Genomic DNA, 18,584 nt, shown 5'->3' with positions numbered 1-18,584 from the left:
GCGTTCCGCGCCGGAGGCTTGAACTTTGAAGGGAATTGTGGTCTTGAGGCCGCAAGACGGGTTCCCGATCGCTCCGATCGCGCGGAACCGCTAAGATCTCTACGGAAATTCTCATGAAAATCAGCGGCAGTGAAATCAAGCCGGGCAATCTCATCGAGCACAACGGCGGCCTTTGGGCAGCGGTGAAGTGCAACGCGGTGAAGCCGGGCAAGGGCGGCGCCTTCAACCAGGTCGAACTGAAGAACCTGGTGGATGGCACCAAGCTCAACGAGCGCTTCCGCTCGTCGGAGACGGTCGAGCGCATCGAACTCGAGAAGAAGGACTTCCAGTTCCTTTTCGAGCAGGGCGAGGGCCTCGTGTTCATGGATGTCGACAGCTACGACCAGCTCGAGCTTCAGAAGGAGTTCGTCGGCGACCGCGCCGCCTTCCTGCAGGACGGCATGATGGTGACGGTCCAGCTCTACGACGACAAGCCGATCGGCATCTCGCTGCCTGACCAGGTCGTACTCGCCATCGCCGAGGCTGACCCGGTGGTCAAGGGACAGACGGCTGCTTCGTCCTACAAGCCGGCGATCCTGGAGAACGGCGTGCGCGTGCTCGTGCCTCCGTTCATCGAAGCCGGCGAGCGCATTCTCGTCGACACCAACGAAATCACCTATCTTCGCCGCGCCGACTGATAGGATATAGATCCGCCGGCCGTGGCACCGACCGTGATCGCCCGCCGGACAACTGACAAGGACAGGCCCCGATGGCTCGCTCAGCTCTTCTCAACGTGATGGTCCAGGCCGCCTTCAAGGCCGGCAAGTCGCTCTCGCGCGATTTCGGCGAGGTGCAGAACCTGCAGGTCTCGCTCAAGGGACCGGGCGACTACGTCTCGCAGGCCGACCGCAAGGCCGAGAAGCTGATCCGTGAGGAACTGCTCAAGGCGCGGCCGACCTATGGCTTCCTCGGCGAGGAAAGCGAGGAGATCAAGGGCACCGACGGCGCGCATCGCTGGATCGTCGACCCGCTCGACGGCACCACCAACTTCCTGCACGGCATTCCCTGCTTCGCCTCTTCCATCGCGCTCGAGCGCAATGGCGAGATCGTCGCCGCCGTCGTGCTCAATCCGGCGACGGACGAGCTCTACACGGCGGAGAAGGGCGGCGGGGCGTTCCTGAACGACCGCCGGCTGCGCGTGGCCGCCCGCAAGGAACTGTCCGACAGCGTCGTCAGCTGCGGCGTTCCCCATCTCGGCCGGGGCAACCACGGCAAGTTCCTGCTGGAGCTGCGCCATGTGATGGGCGAAGTCGCCGGCGTCCGCCGGATGGGCGCGGCCTCGCTCGATCTCGCCTATGTCGCCGCCGGCCGCTTCGACGGCATGTGGGAGCGCGACCTCTCGGCCTGGGACATCGCGGCGGGCATTCTCCTGATCCGCGAGGCCGGCGGCTTCGTCACCGACATCGACGGCAGCAACGCCATGCTGGAGACGGGAACGCTCGTGGCCGGCAACGAATATATCCGCAAGGCGCTGGCCGACGTCGTCCATCGTCCGGTCCCCGCCCGCTGAGGCCTGCGGACCTTCTCGCGGCAGCCGGCCGCAGCCCCGGCGCGAGGCTGCCGAGCGGTGGCCGGATCGCCGCAAGTCAATGGACGCACACCGAAATTCGGCCCTTCAATTCGGCGCAATCTTCCTCTAGGCTCCGCTCTTAGTTGAGAGCAGGAGATGCGGAGACCATGGCAAAGCTGGCGCTGTCGGAGTGGGAGGAGCCGGCCGGGGACGGGGAGGAATATCCCCACAAGCTGTCGAGTCCCATGCCCTTCTTCTGGACGATGGTGATCTTCCTGATCATCGTCGGTTTCGTGGGCGCCATCCTGTTTCGCCAGGCGCATGCGGCCTTCAACAGCAATCCCGGCCTGAACGGCCTGATCATCGGCGTGCTCGCCATCGGCATCCTGCTGGTGTTCAGCCATGTGCTGTCGCTGCGGCCCGAGGTCCGGTGGTTCAATTCCTTCCGGGCTGCCGGCAGCGCGGAAAAGGTCGGGCGAAACCCGGTGCTGCTGGCGCCGATGCGCGCCCTGATCGGCAAGCATCATTCGATCGCGATTTCGACCACGGCCCTTCGCTCCATCCTCGATTCGATCGCGACCCGGCTCGACGAATCGCGCGACACCTCGCGCTACCTGATCGGCCTGCTCGTCTTTCTCGGGCTGCTCGGCACCTTCTGGGGCCTGCTCGGCACGATCGGCTCGATCAACACGGTGATCCAGTCGCTCGATGCGGGCGCGGGCACGGCAAACGACGTGCTGTCGGCGCTCAAGGAGGGCCTGTCGGCGCCGCTTTCGGGCATGGGCACGGCGTTCTCGACCTCGCTGTTCGGTCTCTCCGGCTCGCTCATCCTCGGCTTTCTCGACCTGCAGGCGGGGCGGGCGCAGAACCGCTTCTACATGGAACTGGAAAACTGGCTGTCGTCGGTCACCGACGTCTCTTCCGAAATTTCGCCGGCGCTCGCCGCAAACGGCGAGGCCGCGGACGTCAAGGCGCTGGCCGAGCAGATCCTGAAGCTTTCGCAGGAGGGCGGGCACAGCCGCTCGACCGCGGCCATGGCGAGCCTTGCCGAAGGCATCCAGGGGCTGGTGAAGAACATGCGCAACGAGCAGCAGATGCTGCGCGACTGGATCGAGGCGCAGCAGGAAGAGGCAAAGGCGCTGCGGCGCACGCTCGACCGGTTGGCGGCGCGCTCCGGCGACCTCAACGGCGAACGCGGGTCGGAACGGAGCCGCGAACGGCTTCGCGATCCGGCAGGGGGCGAATAGCCGATGGCCCTTGCCCGCGCCCGCCGCTCGCACCGCACCGTCGACTACTGGCCCGGCTTCGTCGACGCGCTGTCGACGCTGCTGCTCGCCATCATGTTCCTGCTCTGCGTGTTCGTGCTCGCCCAGTTCTTCCTCAGCCGCGAGATCACCGGCAAGGACGAGGTGCTCGACCGGCTGACAAGCCAGGTGAACGAACTGACCCAGCTTCTGGCGCTTGAGAAGAGCGGCAAGCAGGATCTGGAGGATTCGCTTGTCAACCTGCAGGCATCGCTCGCCGAATCGGAGGGCGAGCGCTCGCGCCTGCAGCAGATCCTCAACCAGGGGGCCGGCGCATCGGATGCCGCCAATGCCAGGATTTCCGAGCTGAACGAGACGGTCGACAGCGAACGGCAGGTGTCGGCGCGGGCGATGAGCCAGATCGAACTGCTCAACCAGCAGATCGCCGCCTTGCGCAGCCAGATCGCAGCGGTCGAGGGCGCGCTCCAGGCGTCCGAGGCGAAGGACGCGTCCTCGCAGGCCAAGATCGCCGATCTTGGCCGTCGGCTCAACGTCGCGCTCGCCCAGCGGGTGCAGGAACTGAACCGGTATCGCTCCGACTTCTTCGGCCGCCTGCGCGAGATCCTGTCCGACCGGGAGAACATCCGCATCGTCGGCGACCGCTTCGTCTTCCAGTCGGAAGTGCTTTTTCCATCGGGCGGCAGCAACCTGAACCCGGAAGGGCAGGCCGAAATGCAGAAGCTGGCTGCGGCGCTCCTCGACCTCGCCAAGGAGATCCCGCCGGAAATCAACTGGGTGCTGCGCGTCGACGGGCATACCGACAACGTCCCGCTTTCGGGAACGGGGCGCTACGTCGACAACTGGGAGCTTTCCTCGGCGCGCGCCACCTCGGTCGTAAAGTTCCTGATCGCCAACGGCGTCCCGGCAGACCGCCTTGTCGCCGCCGGCTTCGGCGAATACCAGCCGCTGGCCCCGGGCGAAAGTCCGGAGGCGCGCGCCACCAACCGCCGCATCGAACTGAAGCTGACGGAGAAGTAGGCACGAGCGACGGCCGTGCTTGCGGATCTTGCTGCCCTGCGCTCCGGAATCCCCCTCATCGCCTCGCTGCGCTCCGGCACTTCTCCCCGGTGGGGAGAAGTGGCAAGGGGCACCGGTCGGTCACGGCCGGTTTTGCGCCCGCAGCGGATCCGGCGTGACCGTTGGACTGGCCGACGGCCGCGCTCTCCCTCTTCTCCCCACCGGGGAGAAGGTGGCCCGAAGGGCCGGATGAGGGGGCTGCCGCGGCCGCAACGCATGCCGGATCGTCTACCGACACGACACAGTCCGCATCTTCGCCATTCGGTCTCCACTCTCCTGCCGCCGTGATTTCCGCATTGCCCTTACGCTGACGTGTGCGTAACTTCCCGCCGGGGACAGCTTGGGAGGGTGTTCATGGATTGCGATGTGCTGGTGATCGGTGCGGGGCTTGCGGGTCTCGTCGCGGCGAGCGAGGCCGTCGACCGCGGGCTGCGGGTCACCATCGTCGACCAGGAGGGGGAGCAGAACCTCGGCGGCCAGGCGTTCTGGTCGCTCGGCGGGCTCTTCTTCGTCGACAGCCCCGAGCAGCGGCGCATGCGCATCCGCGACAGCCGCGACCTCGCACGGCAGGACTGGCTCGGCTCGGCCCAGTTCGATCGTCCGGAGGATCACTGGCCGCGGCTGTGGGCGGACGCCTATCTCGATTTTGCCGCGGGCGAGAAGCGCGCCTGGCTGCATGCGCAGGGCATGCGCTGGTTCCCGGTCGTCGGCTGGGCCGAACGCGGCGGCAGCCTCGCCTCGGGCCACGGCAATTCCGTGCCGCGCTTCCATGTGACCTGGGGGACGGGGCCGGGCGTGCTGGCGCCGTTCGTGCGGCGGGTGCGGGAGGCGGAGGCCAAGGGGCGGCTGTCGTTGTGCTTCCGCCATCAGGTCGACCGGCTGATCGTCACCGACGGCGCGGTCCGCGGCGCGGAGGGCACGGTCCTCAAGGATGACGGGGCCGGGCGCGGCAGGACGAGTTTGCGCGAGGCGGTCGGGGCGTTCTCGATCTCGGCGGATGCGGTCGTCGTCGCTTCCGGCGGCATCGGCGGAAACCATGAACTGGTGCGCCGGAACTGGCCGGTCGGTCGCCTCGGCGCGCCGCCTGAAACGATGGTCAGCGGCGTGCCGCATCATGTCGACGGGCGGATGCTGGCGATCTCGCAGGACGCCGGCGGCTCCGTCATCAACAGCGACCGGATGTGGCACTATACCGAGGGCCTGCGCAACTGGGATCCCGTCTGGCCGAACCACGGCATCCGCATCCTGCCCGGGCCGTCGTCGCTCTGGTTCGACGCGGACGGCCACCGTTTCGCCGCGCCCGCCATGCCGGGCTACGATACGCTGGGAACGCTGAAGGCGATCAGGGCTTCCGGCCACGACTACAGCTGGTTCATCCTGACCCGGGCGATCATCAAGAAGGAGTTCGCGTTGTCCGGTTCGGAGCAGAACCCGGACCTGACCGGCAAGAATATCCGCCTGCTGCTGAAGCGGCTGGGTCCGAAGCCGCCCAGTCCGGTGCAGGCCTTCATGGACAAGGGCGAGGATTTCATCGTCCGCGACACCCTGGAAGACCTCGTCGAGGGAATGAACAGGCTCGCCGGTGCCGCACGGCTCGATCCCGCCCATATCCGCGCCCAGGTCGAGGCGCGCGACCGGGAGGTGGCCAATGCGTTTTCCAAGGACGCGCAGGTGACGGCGATCCGCGGCGCACGCGGCTATCTGGGCGATCGGCTGATGCGCACGGCGCGGCCGCACCGGATCCTCGATCCGAAGGCGGGGCCGCTGATCGCGGTGCGCCTCCACCTGCTGACGCGCAAGACGCTCGGCGGGCTGCAGACCGACCTGTCGGGCCGGGTGCTGGAATTGTCGGGCGCGCCCGTTCCGGGGCTATACGCGGCCGGCGAGGTGGCCGGTTTCGGCGGCGGCGGCGTGCATGGGTACAATGCGCTGGAGGGGACGTTTCTCGGCGGCTGCCTCTTTTCCGGTCGCGTCGCGGGGCGCAGCGTCTGCGCCTGATTCAGGTCCGCCCTTGAGGAAGGTTGACGGCAGCCTGCCGACTCAGAGAGCGGCGGCTGCCCGTTCCTCCGCGCCATGGTCGAATTGCAGCCGGGCCAGCCTGGCGTAGAGGCCGCCCTGACGGACGAGCGACTGGTGCGTGCCTTCCTCGACGATACGGCCATGCTCCATGACGAGGATCCGGTCCGCCTTGAGCACGGTTGCGAGCCTGTGGGCGATGACGATCGTCGTCCGCTGCCCCATCAGTTCGTCCAGCGCCTTCTGCACCAGCGTCTCGCTTTCGGCATCGAGTGCGGAGGTCGCCTCGTCGAGCAGAAGCAGCGGCGCGTCCTTCAGGATTGCGCGCGCAATCGCGATGCGCTGCCGCTGGCCGCCGGAAAGGGTGATGCCGCGCTCGCCGACCATGGTATCGAAGCCGTCCTCGAGCCGGTTGATGAACTCTTCCGCCTGCGCGGCCCTGGCGGCTGCGACCACGCGCTCGCGCGAGACGTCGGGCATGCCGAAGGCTATGTTGTCGGCGACCGTGGAAGCGAAGATCGTCACGTCCTGCGGCACCACCGCCATGCGGCTGCGGACCTCCTGCGGATCGGCCGTGCGCAGGTCGACGCCGTCCATCCGGACGGTGCCGGTGGTCGGGTCGTAATAACGCAGAACGAGCGACAGGATCGTGCTCTTGCCGGCGCCCGAGGGGCCGACGACGGCCACCGTCTCGCCGGGCCTGATGGCAAACGACAGGCCGTTCAGGCTGCGGTAGCCGGGGCGCGAAGGGTAGGAGAAATGCACGTCCGCGAATTCCAGCGCGCCGCGGCCGGGAGCGGGCAAGGCGACGGGATCGGCAGGCGCGGTGATGGCGGGCTTCTCGTGGAGGAGTTCGGTCAGCCGCTCGGCGGCGCCGGAGGCCTGCGAAAGCTCGCCCCAGACCTCCGACAGCGAGCCGAGGCTGCCGGCGGCGAAGACCGAATAGAGCAGGAACTGTCCGAGCGTGCCCGCGGTGATGTTGCCGGAGAGCACGTCCTGCGCGCCGAACCAGAGCACGGCGACGACGCTGCCGAAGATCATGGCGATGGCAAAGCCGGTCAGGAAGGCGCGGGCGAGAACGGCCGCGCGCGCCGCGCCGAAGGCGTTCTCCACCGCCGCGCCGAAGCGGGAGCGGGCGGCCGGTTCGGCATTGAAGGCCTGCACGGTGCGTGCCGCGCCGATCACCTCGCCGGCATAGGCCGACGCCGAGGCGAGCGTGTCCTGCGCCTGCCGCGAGCGGCGGCGCACGGAGCGGCCGAACGCGACGAGCGGGAAGACGATGATCGGGATGGCGGCGAGCACGAGGCTGGAGAGCTTCGGGCTCGTGACGATCATCATGGCGATGGCGCCGAAACAGAGGATCAGGTTGCGGAGCGCCACGGATGCGGTCGCGCCGACGGCGGACTTGATCTGCGTCGTGTCGGCCGTCAGCCGCGAGACGATCTCGCCGGACTGGTTCCGGTCGAAGAAGGCGGGCGACAGCTTGGTGACGTGGTCGAAAACCTCGCGGCGCAGGTCGGAGACGATCCGCTCGCCGAGGGTAATGACGAAATAGTAGCGAAAGGCGCTGGCCAGCGCGAGCAGGATCGCCAGCGCGAACAGCATCATGAAATAGGTGTCGATGAAGCCGGCGTCGGCCCCGGAGAAGCCGTGGTCGATCATCCGGCGCACGGCGGTCGGCAGCGCGAGCGTGGTAACGGCGGCGGCGACGAGCGCGATGCCGGCGCCGGCGACGAGGCCGCGGTAGCGGGCGAGGTAGGGCAAAAGCGTCGCAAGCGGCTTCAGGGATTTGCGCTCGCCCTTGCGGGCAGGGCCGGCTGCAGTTCCGGCATCGGGGCCGGCTTGTGTCTCTGTGCTCACGTCCACCTCGTCCGTTGCCGGGACCCCGGGGCCGAAATCTCTTTCGGCTCTTGTTATCCCGCCGGCCTTCATGTATAGGCTCGCCATCGAATTGGGAAGCCGCTGGCCTGATGGGTCGCGGCTTCATTTACGTCTTTGACCCGGCTGCCGCAACCGATTGCGACAAAAGGTCTCCGGAACATGCAGGAAGATTGTCATGAAGGCTGATATCCATCCCCAATACCACACCATCAAGGTCGTCATGACCGACGGCACCGAGTACGAGACCCGTTCGACCTGGGGTTCCGAAGGCGCGGTCATGAACCTCGAAATCGACCCGAAGTCCCATCCGGCATGGACGGGCGGCAACCAGCAGCTCATGGACCGCGGCGGCCGCGTCTCCAAGTTCAAGAAGCGCTTCGAAGGCCTCGGCCTCTAAGCCTTTCACTGATTGCGATTCTGACGAAGCCCGGGTCCGCCCGGGCTTTTTGCGTTTCGGCGGCGGTTGCACCACGCACTATTGGAGAGCGCGGCGGAAGGCGGTGGGGGTGGTGCCCGTCAGCTTGCGGAAGCTCGCGGCGAAAGCGGACGGCGTCTGGTAGCCGACGGAAAGCGCAATGCCGGTCACCGGCATGTCGGAATCGGCCAGCATGCGACGGGCGCAACCGATCCGCAGGGCCGTCAGCCATTCGTGCGGCGTCTGCCCGGTGGCCAGCCGGAACGCGGTGCAGAAGTGAAACCGGCTCATCCTGACCAGCGCCGCGAGCTCGTCGAGCCGGATTTCCCGATCCAGGAACTCGTTCATGTAGTCGGTCACCCGCTTGACCTGCCAGTCTGCCAGTCCCTTGCGCATGACGGGAAGCGTCAGGGCGGCGTGGGCGGAATGGGCGCGGACGAGCTGGGTGCACAGAAGGTCCATCGCCTGCTCGACGAAGAGCGATGACGACGCATCGCCCTGTACAGCCTCGTTGCCGAGGAGCTCGAGGATCCTGGCGGAGGTCGCATCCTCGAAGCAGATCCGGCCGATGAGCTCGATATGCCGGCCGTTGGCGATCACTTCGGCTGCGGACTGCAGCCGCTCGTCGCTGAGATAGACATGCGAGACCTCGATCGGGCCTTCCACGTCCCACCGGCCGTCCTCGCCCTCGGGGATGATGGTCACCGAACCGGGGCGGGTCCGGGCGCTCGCCCGCCGCCGGCCCTGGCGAAAGCTCGAGTTCTGCGCGGCGCCGTAGTAGGTCATGAGGACGTGGGTCTGCATGGCCGGCAGCGTCGCGTGGAACTCGCCATGGCCCCAGCGCCGGGTCATGCGCGTTCCGCCGCGCAAGACGCTTTCCACCAGGGCCGGCGGCTGGTCGAGAATCCGGGCGATGGCGTTCGGCGCGTCCCGCGCCGCCTCGCCATCCTGTCCGATCCTGCGGCCCTGTCCTGCTGCGGTCTCCACCCGATCCCCTTCGCACCGTCCCCGCCGACGGTGCCGAGCTTCATTCAAGACCGCAAATAACGCAATCCCCCGCAACCACAGCAATATTGCGATAGTCGCCGCAATCGCCGGACGGTAACCTGCCGATCGGTTGCGTAAGTTCACCCTCGAAGCCTGCCCATGGGGGACAGGTCCTGAAGGAGATACTGACATGAACGCATCCCGAAAGATTGTCGTCATCGGCGGAACCGGGCTTATCGGTTCGAAGGCTGTCGCCCTGCTTCGCGACGCCGGCCATGACGTCTACGCCGCCTCGCCCGCAACGGGCGTGGATACGATCACCGGCGAGGGCCTCGATCGCGCCCTTTCCGGTGCCGATATCGTCATCGACGTCTCGAATATCGGATCCATGGATGGGGATGTCGTCCGAACCTTCTTCGAGACGTCCGGAAGGAACCTGCTTGCCGCCGAGGAGCGGGCGAAGGTCCGGCATCACGTGACGCTGTCGATCGTCGGCACCGACGGCCTGCCGGGAAACGGCTACCTCCGCGCCAAGGTGGCGCAGGAAGACCTCGTCAGGACGTCGGGCGTTCCCCACACGATCGTCCGGGCGACGCAGTTCTTCGAATTTATCCCGACGCTCGCCGACGCCTATACGCAGGACGGGACGATCCGCGTTCCCGACTGCCTCTTCCAGCCGATCGCAGCCGGCGACGTTGCCGCTGCGCTGGTGGAGGTGGCGCTCGGCCAACCCCGCAACGCGATCGTGGAGGTTGCCGGTCCCGAGCGCGGGCCGTTCAAGGAGATCGTCCGGCGCTACCTGCATCTTTCGGGCGACGGTCGTCCCGTCGAGAGCGATCCGGCGGCCGGCTATTTCGGGGCGAGCGTCGATAGCCTGTCGCTCGTGCCGAGGTCCACAGCCCGGCTCGGCCCCACCGGCATGGGCGCCTGGTTCAATCGCAACGTAGCCGCAGTCTGATCAACCCAACCCCCAATCGAGGAGACGACCATGACAAAGTTTCTTGCTACCCTTCTTCTTGCAGCTTTCGCGTTCCAGCCGGCCCATGCGGATTCGCACCAGACGACCGGCGTGAAGGTCACGCTCGTCTACGAGCATGCACTGCCCGGCATGCCCAACAAGAGCATCAAGGGTGTCCTCGTCGAGTACGAACCGGGCGGGGTGAATGCGGCGCATACCCACGCCAGGTCCGCGCTGATCTACGCGACGGTGCTGGAGGGCGCAGTGCTGAACCAGTTGAACGGCGGGCCCGTGCGAACCTTTACCGCCGGTCAGAACTTCACCGAACTGCCGGGCGACCGGCACGACATCAGTGCAAATGCCAGCAAGACCGAGCCTGCGAAACTGCTGGCCGTCTTCGTCGTCGACACCGACGACACCGAGTTGACGACGCCGCTCAAGCACTGAGCGCATTGGCCACCACGCGGGCCCGGCGGCGAACTTCCGCCGCCGGGCCTTGCGCACAACAAAAAACCCGGCGCATGGCCGGGTCTCGGTGTCTCGAAGGAAAGCGACGGCTCAAGTGTTGCTGAAGGCGGTCTGCAGCAGGCTGAGTTGGGCTTGGACGCTGTTCTGGTTGTCCGGCACGAAGGCCTGGGCTTCCTGCGGGCGGTACATCTCGCGATCGAGCAGGGCGACGCGGTTCTGCAGGCGCAGCGAGCGCTCGACGAGATCGCGGAAGGATTCCGGCAGGTCGTGCCAGCCGGGTGCCGCGCGATCGACGTTGAAGCCGTCGAGGCGGACCTTGCTCTTTTCCGAAAGGACCTGGTCGCGGGTCATCTCGCCATTGTTGACGGCGCGCTGCAGCAGAAGCCAGGACGCCATCTGCATCAGGCGAGTGGTCAGCCGCATGGATTCGGCAGCGTAGAGGACCGACGCCATGCGCGGCAGCACCTTGGCGGCCTGGCGGCCGGGGCCGTCGAGATAGGTTGCCGTTTCCTCGACCAGACCCATGCCCTCGGCATAAAGGTTCTTGAACTGCGACGAGGTGGCGACGTGACCAGCGAAGCTGACGGTATTCAATCCTCTTTCGGACATGGCCCCATTTCCCGTTGACGCATCACAATTCAGGTAACCCGCATCGGTGGAAAAGGGTTCCACAGGTCGGGTTTTCATGCAGGTACGATGGAGGCATAGCCCATTTCGCGCAAGCACGATCTTAAGAAAGGGTTAATCTCCACAATTCTTTACAACGGCTCGGGACAGGTGGGAAGAGCACAAAAAAAGAGCCGCGGGAAAGCGGCTCTCAAGGTAAAACAGGGAGAAAATCAGACCCATTCCCCAAGCGGCGAAAATGTCTGAGTCCGGACGGGTCCGGACATGCGATTAATAGCTGATGAAGCTTAACGCCCGGTTAACTTTGATGCCCGTCAGCTCTTCGCCGTGTCGTCTTTTCCTGGCGGCGGGCGCCGCAGCTCAGCGGAAGAACTTTTCCGCGGCCGAGCGGCTCGCGCCCTTGCGGGCCTTCTCCTCCTCCAACCTCCCGATCTCCGCCTTCAGGAGGTCGATGCGCTGGGCCAGTTCGTCCGCCGAAAGCAGCGACAGGTCGCAGCCGATCTCGTGAGCCACCTTGCGGGCGGGGCGGTCTTCGTCGTTGATGCTCATCGCTCTTCCTCCGTCGCGGCCTGGGGACCGGCTTGGGGGCCACCCTGGGTGCCGGCTTGGGGACCGGCTTGCGGGCCGGCCTCCGGCGCGCTCGCGGTCTGGCTGGCGCGTGGCGACATGTGCAGGCTTTCCGGTGTCGTCAGCGTGCCGGGATTGATGGTGGTGTAGTTTTCGCGCTCGCTGGCGGGAAGGGCGGCGCGGCGCCTGCTGCGGAACATCGCATAGGCGGTGATCAGGAGGTGGGAGACGAAGGTGACGACGAACAGCGCGTAGGGGCCGACCGAGGTCATGACCGGGCCGCCGAGCGTCGGGCCGATGATGGTGCCGATGCCGTAGAGCAGGAGCAGGCCGCCCGACACCTTCACGAAATCCTCCGGGCTTGCGAAGTCGTTCGCATGCGAGACGGCGATCGGATAGAGCGCGTTGGCCGCAGCGCCGTAGGTGGCGACGACGATCAGCAGCGGAATGACCGAAACCGGCTGCAGCACGAACATCAGCAGGCCGGCAAAGGCCGCCACGGCCGACAGGGCCGCCAGCACATAGCGCCGGTCGATGCGGTCGGAGAGGCGGCCGGCGGGCAGTTGCATGACGGCGCCGGCGAAGATCGTGACGCTCATCATCATCGCGATCGTGCTCGAGGCCAGCCCGGCCTCGGCGCCGAAGACGGCACCCAGCGTGCCGAAGGCGCCGTTGGAGATCCCGATCAGCACGATACCGACGCAGGCTACCGGCGACGTGCGGAAGAGGGTGGGGATATCGAGGCTGACCTGTTTCAACGGCTGCGGGGAGGCCGCGGTCGACAGCGTCGTCGGCAGCATGGCGAGGCAATAGAGGATGCCTGCGACCATGAACAGGATCGGCGTTTCGATATCGCCGAGGGTCACCATCATCTGGCCGCCGACGACGCCGAAAAGCGTGATGGCGATGTAGAGCGAGAAGATGACGCCGCGGCTCTCGTTGCTCGCCCGCTCGTTCAGCCAACTCTCGATGATCATCGAGGTACCGGCGATGGAGAAGCCGGTGACGGCGCGCAGCGCCACCCACCAGAGCGGATCGACGAGGATGCCGGTCAGGAGCGCGATGATCGCGATCAGCGAGGCGAAGCCGGAGAAGGCACGCACATGGCCGATGCGCTTGACCACCTTCGGCGCCAGCAGGCAGCCGAGCACGAAGCCGGAGGCCCAGGAGGTGCCGATCAGGCCGAGCAGGGTGGTCGGGTAGCCCTCGAAGGCACCGCGGACAGGAAGCAACAGGCCGTGCAGGCCGTTGCCGAGGAACAGGAACAGGGTGCCGAGCAGAAGCGCGAAGACGGAGACGAGGTTATTTCGCATCGGTGATCCCTGCCTATCATCGAGACTTGGTATAGGGCGGCAAGCGCCTGATTTCCATAGCCGAATTTCGGCGATGGGAGAATCGTGCCATCCATTGGGGACCTCGGCTTGGAAAAGTGTCGGCGTTGTGACAGGAACGGAAGGAAAGAGGAAAAGCCATGTCGAAAGTCCTTCCGGCCCTGATGCTGATTGCGATGGTGCTGCACATCATCCGCCCGCTCGGTCTTCCGGGCCTGCGGCAGCGGCGGGATTTCTGGAAGATCGCCGTCGGCGCGATCGTAATGATGATGGTGACGGTGCTGCTGCGGCCGTAGCAGCGCTCCCGGATGCCGCTATTGCGGCAAAGCGAGGTCGACGATCACGGGGAGGTGGTTCGAGCCGTAGTCCGGGCCGGCGCGCCATCCGCCGACCGAGATCCCCGGAGAGACTGCGACGTGGTCAATCTGCGAACCGGCATGGATGCCGAGGAGATCGGCGACCTTGAGGCTGAAGCGGGTCATCGTCGGCAGCAGGTCGACAATTGCCGCCTGCAGTCCGCTGCTGCGAAGGAAGTCCGCGAAGAAGGGAGACCAGGGCGGCGTGTTCCAGTCGCCGGCGACGATGACGTCCGCCGATGGCAGGTCCCCGTGTGCGGCCTGCGCCGTCAGTGCCAGGTAGTTGTTGCGGTCGCGCCACTTCCATGGCCGTCGCGGCGTCTCCGGGTGGATCGCATAGAGCACCAGCGGACGGCCGCCATTGTCAAGGACCAGGCGGACGGGCCGCTTGTGGACCTGCTCGCCGCCGAAATAGGGCACCAGCGGCATTTCGGACAGGATCGGGAGCTTCGAGAACACCTTCATCCTGTCCCTCGACAGGATGTCGCCGCTGCTCTGGTAGGGGAGCACCCCGGACTGGACCAGCGCCTCCTGCCAATGCTCGCGGATCTCCTGCAGCACGACGACGTCCGGGTTTTCCCGGCGGAGGAAGGCGATGAACTCGGCGGGCGTGCGCTCGTTCTCCACGAACAGGTTGGCGGTGATGACCCTCAGGCCGGGCTGGCCCGTCGCCGGCGGGGCGGTGGGGAGCGCGAACGACGGCAGAAGCGCGATGCCGAGGCCGGTCGCCGAGACTGCGACGAGGGCAGGGCGGCGGGCGAGGATCGCGGACAGGAAGACGACGACCGCCGGCAGGACGAGAAAGGGCCAGGCGAAGGTGGCGAGGTCGGCGAGCCAGAACGTCCGCGCGGTGACCACGACCAGCGTTGCCGAAAGCAGGATCGCGATTGCAGCGCTCCAGAGGAGCGGGCGTGCCATCGCGGCGATCGTTCGGCGGCTGACAGTGGGCATGCGCTGCCACCTTCCGGCTCTGGCGATGGGGATTGCGCGCCGGGGATGCCTCTTCGGCGGCACGGCGCTGCGGACGGCGCGATCACTAGCCTCTCGCCGGCGACCGGGCAACCTCTCCTTGCAGGTTTCGTAAACAAGGTGCCTCACGCGGGTGGCGGCGTGCATGGCGAACCGGGGCGTGCCGTCCGGCTGTCGCCGGAATCAAAAAGGGCCGCATTGAGCGGCCCTCCATGAGGTTTGGCCCGTGACAGGCCGCGGCCGTTGGGCCGAGGAAGGTTGGGTCAGAACGAGGGCTGCCTCGCTGCTGCCACCGCATTTCCCATTGCCGTCACGAAGACCGAAATCTCATTAGACATTGGATCACCTTCCTTTCTGTACGTTGACGATAACAGCAATGTAGGTGCTTGCAGCGGTCATGCAAGGGCTTTCTTCCGCTATTGTCGCCGTGGCGGGGCGAGCCTCAGGCCGCGTTCTCCAGTTCCTTCCGCCATTCCCCCCGCGCAGCAAGGCTGCACATCCGCGCGCGGTGGCTGAAGGCGCGCTTGCCGGCGGCGACGTTCTCCGGCTTTCCGCGCCAGGCTTCCAGCGCCTCGGTCTGCAGGGCGCGGCCGTAGGAGAAGGTCAGCGCCCAGGGCAGCGGCCCCATGGCGTTCATCGCCGAGAGATGCGCGGTCGCCTCCTCGGTCGTCTGGCCGCCGGAGAGGAAGGCGATGCCGGGGACGGCGGCGGGTACGGTGCGCCTGAGCACGCGCAGCGTCCGCTCGGCCACTTCCTGCACCGATGCCTTGCGCGCCTTCTTGCCGTCGATGACCATGGAGGGCTTGAGGATCATGCCCTCGAGCGAGACGCGCTGGTCGGCCAGTTCCTCGAAGGTGATGCGCAGCGTCTCTTCCGTCACCGCTTCGGAGCGCCCGATCGCGTGGTTGCCCGGTTCGCCGTCCATCAGCACCTCGGGCTCGACGATCGGCACGATGCCGGCCTCCTGGCAGAGCGCGGCATAGCGGGCGAGCGCCTGGGCGTTGGCCTTGATCGCACCGAAGCTCGGAAGCGTGTCGGACACCGCAAGTGCGGCGCGCCACTTGGCAAAGCGCGCGCCTGCCGCATGGTATTTGGCAAGGCGGTCGCGCAACCCGTCGAGGCCCTCCGTGACGGTCTCGCCCGGAAACAGCGCCATCGGCTTGGCGCCGGTATCGACCTTGATGCCCGGCACGGCGCCGGCCGCGGCGATGATCTCGGCAAGCGGCCTGCCGTCGGAGGCGGTCTGGAACAGCGTCTCCTCGTAGAGGATGACGCCGGATATGGAATCGCGCATCGCCTCGTCGGCGGTGACCAGCATCTGGCGATAGTCGCGGCGCGATGTCTCCGTCGATTCCAGGCCGATCGTATCGAAGCGCTTCTTGATGGTGCCCGTGGATTCGTCGGCGGCGAGCAATCCCTTGCCGGCCGTCATCATGCGGGCGGCGATGTCTTCCAGTCGTTCGCTCATGCGCTTCTCCTTGTCCTGGGTCTGTTTCCGTTTCCCGCTGCCGGTCTTCGACGATGATCTGCCGGCCGTCCGGGCGGCATCTTCGACCGCGGCATCCGGCGCGTCAACGAAAATGGCCCTCGCCAGCGACTGGAGAGGGCCATCGGTCAGTTCAGCGATGCCGGTCGAGCTATTTCTGCTGCAGGATCTCGACGCCCGGCAGCGGCTTTCCTTCCATCCATTCGAGGAAGGCACCGCCGGCGGTGGAGACGTAGGTGAAGTCGTCGGCGACACCGGCATGGTTGAGGGCTGCGACCGTGTCGCCGCCGCCGGCAACCGAGACCAGCGCGCCTTCCTTCGTGCGCGCGGCCGCATGCCGTGCCGCAGCGACGGTCGCCTTGTCGAAGGGAGCGATCTCGAAGGCACCGAGCGGGCCGTTCCAGACCAGCGTTTCGGCGCGCGTGATCCAGGCGTTGACCGCCTCGACCGATTTCGGGCCGACGTCCAGCACCATGGCATCGGCGGGGATGCTGTCGATCGCCACCACCTCGTTGTCGGCACCGGCCTTGAACTCGCGGGCGACGACGCCGTCTTCGGGAAGGATGATCGCGCAGCCGGCACCGGCGGCCTCGATCATGATCTGCTTGGCGGTGTCGGCCAGGTCGTGCTCGCAGAGAGACTTTCCGACATTCGTGCCGCGGGCGGCGAGGAAGGTGTTGGCCATGCCGCCGCCGATGACCAGCGCATCGACCTTCTTCACCAGGTTCGTCAGGAGATCGATCTTGGTGGAAACCTTGGCGCCGCCGACGATGGCGACGACCGGACGCTTCGGATTGCCGAGACCCTTTTCGAGCGCTTCGAGCTCGGCCTGCATGGTGCGACCGGCATAGGCGGGCAGCAGATGGGCGAGGCCCTCCGTCGAGGCGTGGGCGCGATGGGCGGCTGAGAAGGCGTCATTGATGTAGACGTCGCCGTTTGCGGCCAGCGCCCGGGCGAAGTCGGCGTCGTTCTTTTCCTCGCCCTTGTGGAAGCGGGTGTTCTCCAGAAGCAGGATGTCGCCGTTCTTGAGCGCATCGACGGCGGCCTTCGCCTTGTCGCCGGTGCAGTCCTCAGCGAATGCGACGGGCTGGCCGAGCACGTCCTTGACCGCCGGCACGATGAGGCCGAGCGATTGGTCGGCGACCGGTTCGCCCTTCGGGCGGCCGAAATGGGCGAGCAGGATGACCTTCGCGCCCTTCTTCGACAGTTCGAGGATGGTGGGCGCGACGCGCTCGATGCGGGTCGCATCCGTCACCTTGCCGTCCTTGATGGGGACGTTGAGGTCGACGCGGACAAGGACGCGCTTGCCGGCGATGTCTGTGAGGTCGTCCAGGGTCTTGAAGGTCATGGGCATCTTCCGTGAGGGCTGAAGCGTGGAATGAAGGGTGTGCGTGCTGCCCCCCTCTATCCTGCCGGGCATCTCCCCCTCACGGGGGGAGATCGGCAAGACGATGGCACCGCATTTCAGTCGCAGCGTTTGCGAGAGGCGCGGCGTTGCTCCATGTGATCTCCCCCCATGAGGGGGAGATGCCCGGCAGGGCAGAGGGGGTATCGCATCCGACAAAGGACGCGATACCGATTTTCCTCAGATCAGCTTGGCAAAGGCGACGGCGGTGTCGGCCATGCGGTTGGAGAAGCCCCACTCGTTGTCGTACCAGGAGAGGATACGGACGAACTTGCCTTCCATGACCTTGGTCTGGTCGATCGCGAGGATCGACGAATGGCTGTCGTGGTTGAAGTCGCGCGAGACCAGCGGCTCTTCCGTGTAGCCGAGGATGCCCTTCAGGGCGCCGTTGGAGGCGGCCTTGATGGCGTCGTTGACTTCCTGGACCGTGGTGTCGCGCTTGGCGACGAACTTGAAGTCGACGACCGAGACGTTCGGGGTCGGCACACGGATCGAGGTGCCGTCGAGCTTGCCCTTCAAGTGCGGCAGCACGAGGCCTACGGCCTTGGCGGCACCGGTCGAGGTCGGGATCATGGACAGCGCTGCCGCGCGGGCGCGGTAGAGGTCCTTGTGCATCGTGTCCAGCGTCGGCTGGTCGCCGGTGTAGGAGTGGATCGTGGTCATGAAGCCGTGGTCGATGCCGACCAGGTCGTCGAGGACCTTGACCACCGGAACCAGGCAGTTCGTCGTGCACGAGGCGTTGGAGATGACCAGGTGTTCCTTGGTCAGCTTGTCGTGGTTGACGCCGAAGACGACGGTCAGGTCGGCGCCGTCGGCCGGAGCCGAGACGATGACGCGCTTGGCGCCGGCCTGCAGGTGCAGGGCAGCCTTGTCGCGTGCCGTGAAGATGCCGGTGCATTCCAGGGCGATGTCGACGCCCAGTTCCTTGTGGGGAAGGGTGGCCGGATCCTTGATCGCGGTGACCTTGATCGGCTTGCCGCCGCCGACGGTGATGGTGTCGCCCTCGACCTTCACCTCGGCCGGGAACTTGCCGTGGATCGAATCGTAGCGCAGCAGGTGGGCATTGGTCTCGACCGGACCCAGGTCGTTGATCGCCACGACTTCGATGTCGGTGCGGCCGGATTCGACGATCGCGCGCAGGACGTTGCGGCCGATGCGGCCAAATCCGTTGATGGCAACTTTCACGGTCATTTCGGGTCTCTCCCTGTCAACATGGTATGTGGAAGGGCGCGCGGCGGGGCCGCGCGC

The 18,584-nt window shown here is 66.5% G+C and carries 18 protein-coding genes; 9 read left to right on the top strand and 9 right to left on the bottom strand.

Annotated features, from left to right (window positions below; genetic code table 11):
• The first annotated feature begins 113 nt into the window (after positions 1-113).
• The 5 genes from efp to OCK02_RS06745 all read left to right on the top strand — a co-directional run bounded on the left by efp (position 114) and on the right by OCK02_RS06745 (position 5,868).
• Entirely contained in the window at positions 114-677 is a 564-nt protein-coding gene (gene efp / locus OCK02_RS06765) for an elongation factor P (protein ID WP_263812366.1), read from the top strand.
• Positions 678-748: 71 nt separating this feature from the next.
• Positions 749-1,549 (top strand): inositol monophosphatase family protein, encoded by an 801-nt coding sequence (locus OCK02_RS06760; protein WP_263812365.1) that lies wholly within the window; start codon positions 749-751, stop codon positions 1,547-1,549.
• Between the two features lie 167 nt (positions 1,550-1,716).
• Positions 1,717-2,796 (top strand): MotA/TolQ/ExbB proton channel family protein, encoded by a 1,080-nt coding sequence (locus OCK02_RS06755; protein ID WP_263812364.1) that lies wholly within the window; start codon positions 1,717-1,719, stop codon positions 2,794-2,796.
• A 3-nt stretch (positions 2,797-2,799) separates the two neighbouring features.
• Entirely contained in the window at positions 2,800-3,831 is a 1,032-nt protein-coding gene (locus tag OCK02_RS06750) for a peptidoglycan -binding protein (protein ID WP_263812363.1), read from the top strand.
• A 393-nt stretch (positions 3,832-4,224) separates the two neighbouring features.
• Complete coding sequence (locus OCK02_RS06745) at positions 4,225-5,868, top strand: FAD-binding dehydrogenase (RefSeq protein WP_263812362.1); 1,644 nt, start codon at positions 4,225-4,227, stop codon at positions 5,866-5,868.
• A gap of 42 nt (positions 5,869-5,910) precedes the next feature.
• On the opposite strand, the gene OCK02_RS06740 is transcribed toward OCK02_RS06745, so the two are convergent.
• On the bottom strand, positions 5,911-7,671 hold the full coding sequence (locus tag OCK02_RS06740; RefSeq protein WP_412178779.1) for an ABC transporter transmembrane domain-containing protein: 1,761 nt from the start codon (positions 7,669-7,671) through the stop codon (positions 5,911-5,913).
• Positions 7,672-7,942: 271 nt separating this feature from the next.
• On the opposite strand from OCK02_RS06740, the gene rpmE reads away from it, so the two are divergent.
• The gene (gene rpmE, locus OCK02_RS06735) at positions 7,943-8,164 is read left to right on the top strand and encodes a 50S ribosomal protein L31 (RefSeq protein ID WP_230806940.1); all 222 of its coding nucleotides are present in this window, start codon (positions 7,943-7,945) and stop codon (positions 8,162-8,164) included.
• Between the two features lie 78 nt (positions 8,165-8,242).
• Here rpmE and OCK02_RS06730 read toward each other — a convergent pair whose 3' ends face one another.
• The gene (locus OCK02_RS06730) at positions 8,243-9,169 is read right to left on the bottom strand and encodes an AraC family transcriptional regulator (protein ID WP_263812360.1); all 927 of its coding nucleotides are present in this window, start codon (positions 9,167-9,169) and stop codon (positions 8,243-8,245) included.
• Between the two features lie 190 nt (positions 9,170-9,359).
• Here OCK02_RS06730 and OCK02_RS06725 point away from each other — a divergent pair, with 190 nt between their 5' ends.
• Together OCK02_RS06725 and OCK02_RS06720 are read left to right on the top strand one after the other, a co-directional pair.
• Entirely contained in the window at positions 9,360-10,127 is a 768-nt protein-coding gene (locus tag OCK02_RS06725) for an SDR family oxidoreductase (protein ID WP_263812359.1), read from the top strand.
• 30 nt (positions 10,128-10,157) lie between these two features.
• Positions 10,158-10,574, top strand: a complete 417-nt coding sequence (locus OCK02_RS06720) for a cupin domain-containing protein (RefSeq protein ID WP_263812358.1) — start codon at positions 10,158-10,160, stop codon at positions 10,572-10,574.
• A gap of 111 nt (positions 10,575-10,685) precedes the next feature.
• On the opposite strand, the gene OCK02_RS06715 is transcribed toward OCK02_RS06720, so the two are convergent.
• The 3 genes from OCK02_RS06715 to OCK02_RS06705 all read right to left on the bottom strand — a co-directional run bounded on the left by OCK02_RS06715 (position 10,686) and on the right by OCK02_RS06705 (position 13,102).
• A complete protein-coding gene (locus OCK02_RS06715) occupies positions 10,686-11,204 on the bottom strand; it encodes a DUF1465 family protein (RefSeq protein WP_230806941.1) in 519 nt (172 codons plus the stop codon).
• A 378-nt stretch (positions 11,205-11,582) separates the two neighbouring features.
• Positions 11,583-11,771 carry a DUF1192 domain-containing protein gene (locus OCK02_RS06710; protein ID WP_263812357.1) on the bottom strand — a complete coding sequence of 63 codons (189 nt, stop codon included), beginning with the start codon at positions 11,769-11,771 and terminating at the stop codon, positions 11,583-11,585.
• Positions 11,768-13,102, bottom strand: a complete 1,335-nt coding sequence (locus OCK02_RS06705) for an MFS transporter (protein WP_263812356.1) — start codon at positions 13,100-13,102, stop codon at positions 11,768-11,770. Before OCK02_RS06705 ends, OCK02_RS06710 begins: the two co-directional genes overlap by 4 nt.
• Positions 13,103-13,260: 158 nt before the next feature.
• Between OCK02_RS06705 and OCK02_RS06700 the strand changes: the two genes are divergently transcribed.
• Positions 13,261-13,416: a hypothetical protein gene (locus tag OCK02_RS06700; protein WP_263812355.1), complete on the top strand. Its 156-nt coding sequence runs from the start codon at positions 13,261-13,263 to the stop codon at positions 13,414-13,416.
• A gap of 18 nt (positions 13,417-13,434) precedes the next feature.
• Here the strand turns inward: OCK02_RS06700 and OCK02_RS06695 are convergent, their stop codons facing one another.
• The 4 genes from OCK02_RS06695 to gap form a co-directional block, all read right to left on the bottom strand.
• Positions 13,435-14,427: an endonuclease/exonuclease/phosphatase family protein gene (locus OCK02_RS06695; protein ID WP_263812354.1), complete on the bottom strand. Its 993-nt coding sequence runs from the start codon at positions 14,425-14,427 to the stop codon at positions 13,435-13,437.
• Between the two features lie 460 nt (positions 14,428-14,887).
• Positions 14,888-15,913: a class I fructose-bisphosphate aldolase gene (locus tag OCK02_RS06690; RefSeq protein WP_263812353.1), complete on the bottom strand. Its 1,026-nt coding sequence runs from the start codon at positions 15,911-15,913 to the stop codon at positions 14,888-14,890.
• A 169-nt stretch (positions 15,914-16,082) separates the two neighbouring features.
• A complete protein-coding gene (locus tag OCK02_RS06685; protein ID WP_263812352.1) occupies positions 16,083-17,279 on the bottom strand; it encodes a phosphoglycerate kinase in 1,197 nt (398 codons plus the stop codon).
• 237 nt (positions 17,280-17,516) lie between these two features.
• The gene (gene gap, locus OCK02_RS06680) at positions 17,517-18,527 is read right to left on the bottom strand and encodes a type I glyceraldehyde-3-phosphate dehydrogenase (protein WP_263812351.1); all 1,011 of its coding nucleotides are present in this window, start codon (positions 18,525-18,527) and stop codon (positions 17,517-17,519) included.
• Between the last annotated feature and the right edge of the window lie 57 nt (positions 18,528-18,584).

It is taken from the genome of Rhizobium sp. TRM96647 (assembly GCF_025780115.1).
Taxonomy (GTDB): Bacteria; Pseudomonadota; Alphaproteobacteria; order Rhizobiales; family Rhizobiaceae; genus Mycoplana.
Note: the sequence above shows the minus strand (reverse complement) of the source record. Positions and strands in the feature narration are given on the sequence as shown.

What these genes read in the sequence shown, in the direction of transcription:
- efp (WP_263812366.1), top strand. Translation starts at nt 114, where the DNA reads ATGAAAATCAGCGGCAGTGAAATCAAGCCGGGCAATCTCATCGAGCAC.
- OCK02_RS06760 (WP_263812365.1), top strand. Translation starts at nt 749, where the DNA reads ATGGCTCGCTCAGCTCTTCTCAACGTGATGGTCCAGGCCGCCTTCAAG.
- OCK02_RS06755 (WP_263812364.1), top strand. Translation starts at nt 1,717, where the DNA reads ATGGCAAAGCTGGCGCTGTCGGAGTGGGAGGAGCCGGCCGGGGACGGG.
- OCK02_RS06750 (WP_263812363.1), top strand. Translation starts at nt 2,800, where the DNA reads ATGGCCCTTGCCCGCGCCCGCCGCTCGCACCGCACCGTCGACTACTGG.
- OCK02_RS06745 (WP_263812362.1), top strand. Translation starts at nt 4,225, where the DNA reads ATGGATTGCGATGTGCTGGTGATCGGTGCGGGGCTTGCGGGTCTCGTC.
- rpmE (WP_230806940.1), top strand. Translation starts at nt 7,943, where the DNA reads ATGAAGGCTGATATCCATCCCCAATACCACACCATCAAGGTCGTCATG.
- OCK02_RS06725 (WP_263812359.1), top strand. Translation starts at nt 9,360, where the DNA reads ATGAACGCATCCCGAAAGATTGTCGTCATCGGCGGAACCGGGCTTATC.
- OCK02_RS06720 (WP_263812358.1), top strand. Translation starts at nt 10,158, where the DNA reads ATGACAAAGTTTCTTGCTACCCTTCTTCTTGCAGCTTTCGCGTTCCAG.
- OCK02_RS06715 (WP_230806941.1), bottom strand. Translation starts at nt 11,204, where the DNA reads ATGTCCGAAAGAGGATTGAATACCGTCAGCTTCGCTGGTCACGTCGCC.
- OCK02_RS06710 (WP_263812357.1), bottom strand. Translation starts at nt 11,771, where the DNA reads ATGAGCATCAACGACGAAGACCGCCCCGCCCGCAAGGTGGCTCACGAG.
- OCK02_RS06705 (WP_263812356.1), bottom strand. Translation starts at nt 13,102, where the DNA reads ATGCGAAATAACCTCGTCTCCGTCTTCGCGCTTCTGCTCGGCACCCTG.
- OCK02_RS06700 (WP_263812355.1), top strand. Translation starts at nt 13,261, where the DNA reads ATGTCGAAAGTCCTTCCGGCCCTGATGCTGATTGCGATGGTGCTGCAC.
- OCK02_RS06695 (WP_263812354.1), bottom strand. Translation starts at nt 14,427, where the DNA reads ATGCCCACTGTCAGCCGCCGAACGATCGCCGCGATGGCACGCCCGCTC.
- OCK02_RS06690 (WP_263812353.1), bottom strand. Translation starts at nt 15,913, where the DNA reads ATGAGCGAACGACTGGAAGACATCGCCGCCCGCATGATGACGGCCGGC.
- OCK02_RS06685 (WP_263812352.1), bottom strand. Translation starts at nt 17,279, where the DNA reads ATGACCTTCAAGACCCTGGACGACCTCACAGACATCGCCGGCAAGCGC.
- gap (WP_263812351.1), bottom strand. Translation starts at nt 18,527, where the DNA reads ATGACCGTGAAAGTTGCCATCAACGGATTTGGCCGCATCGGCCGCAAC.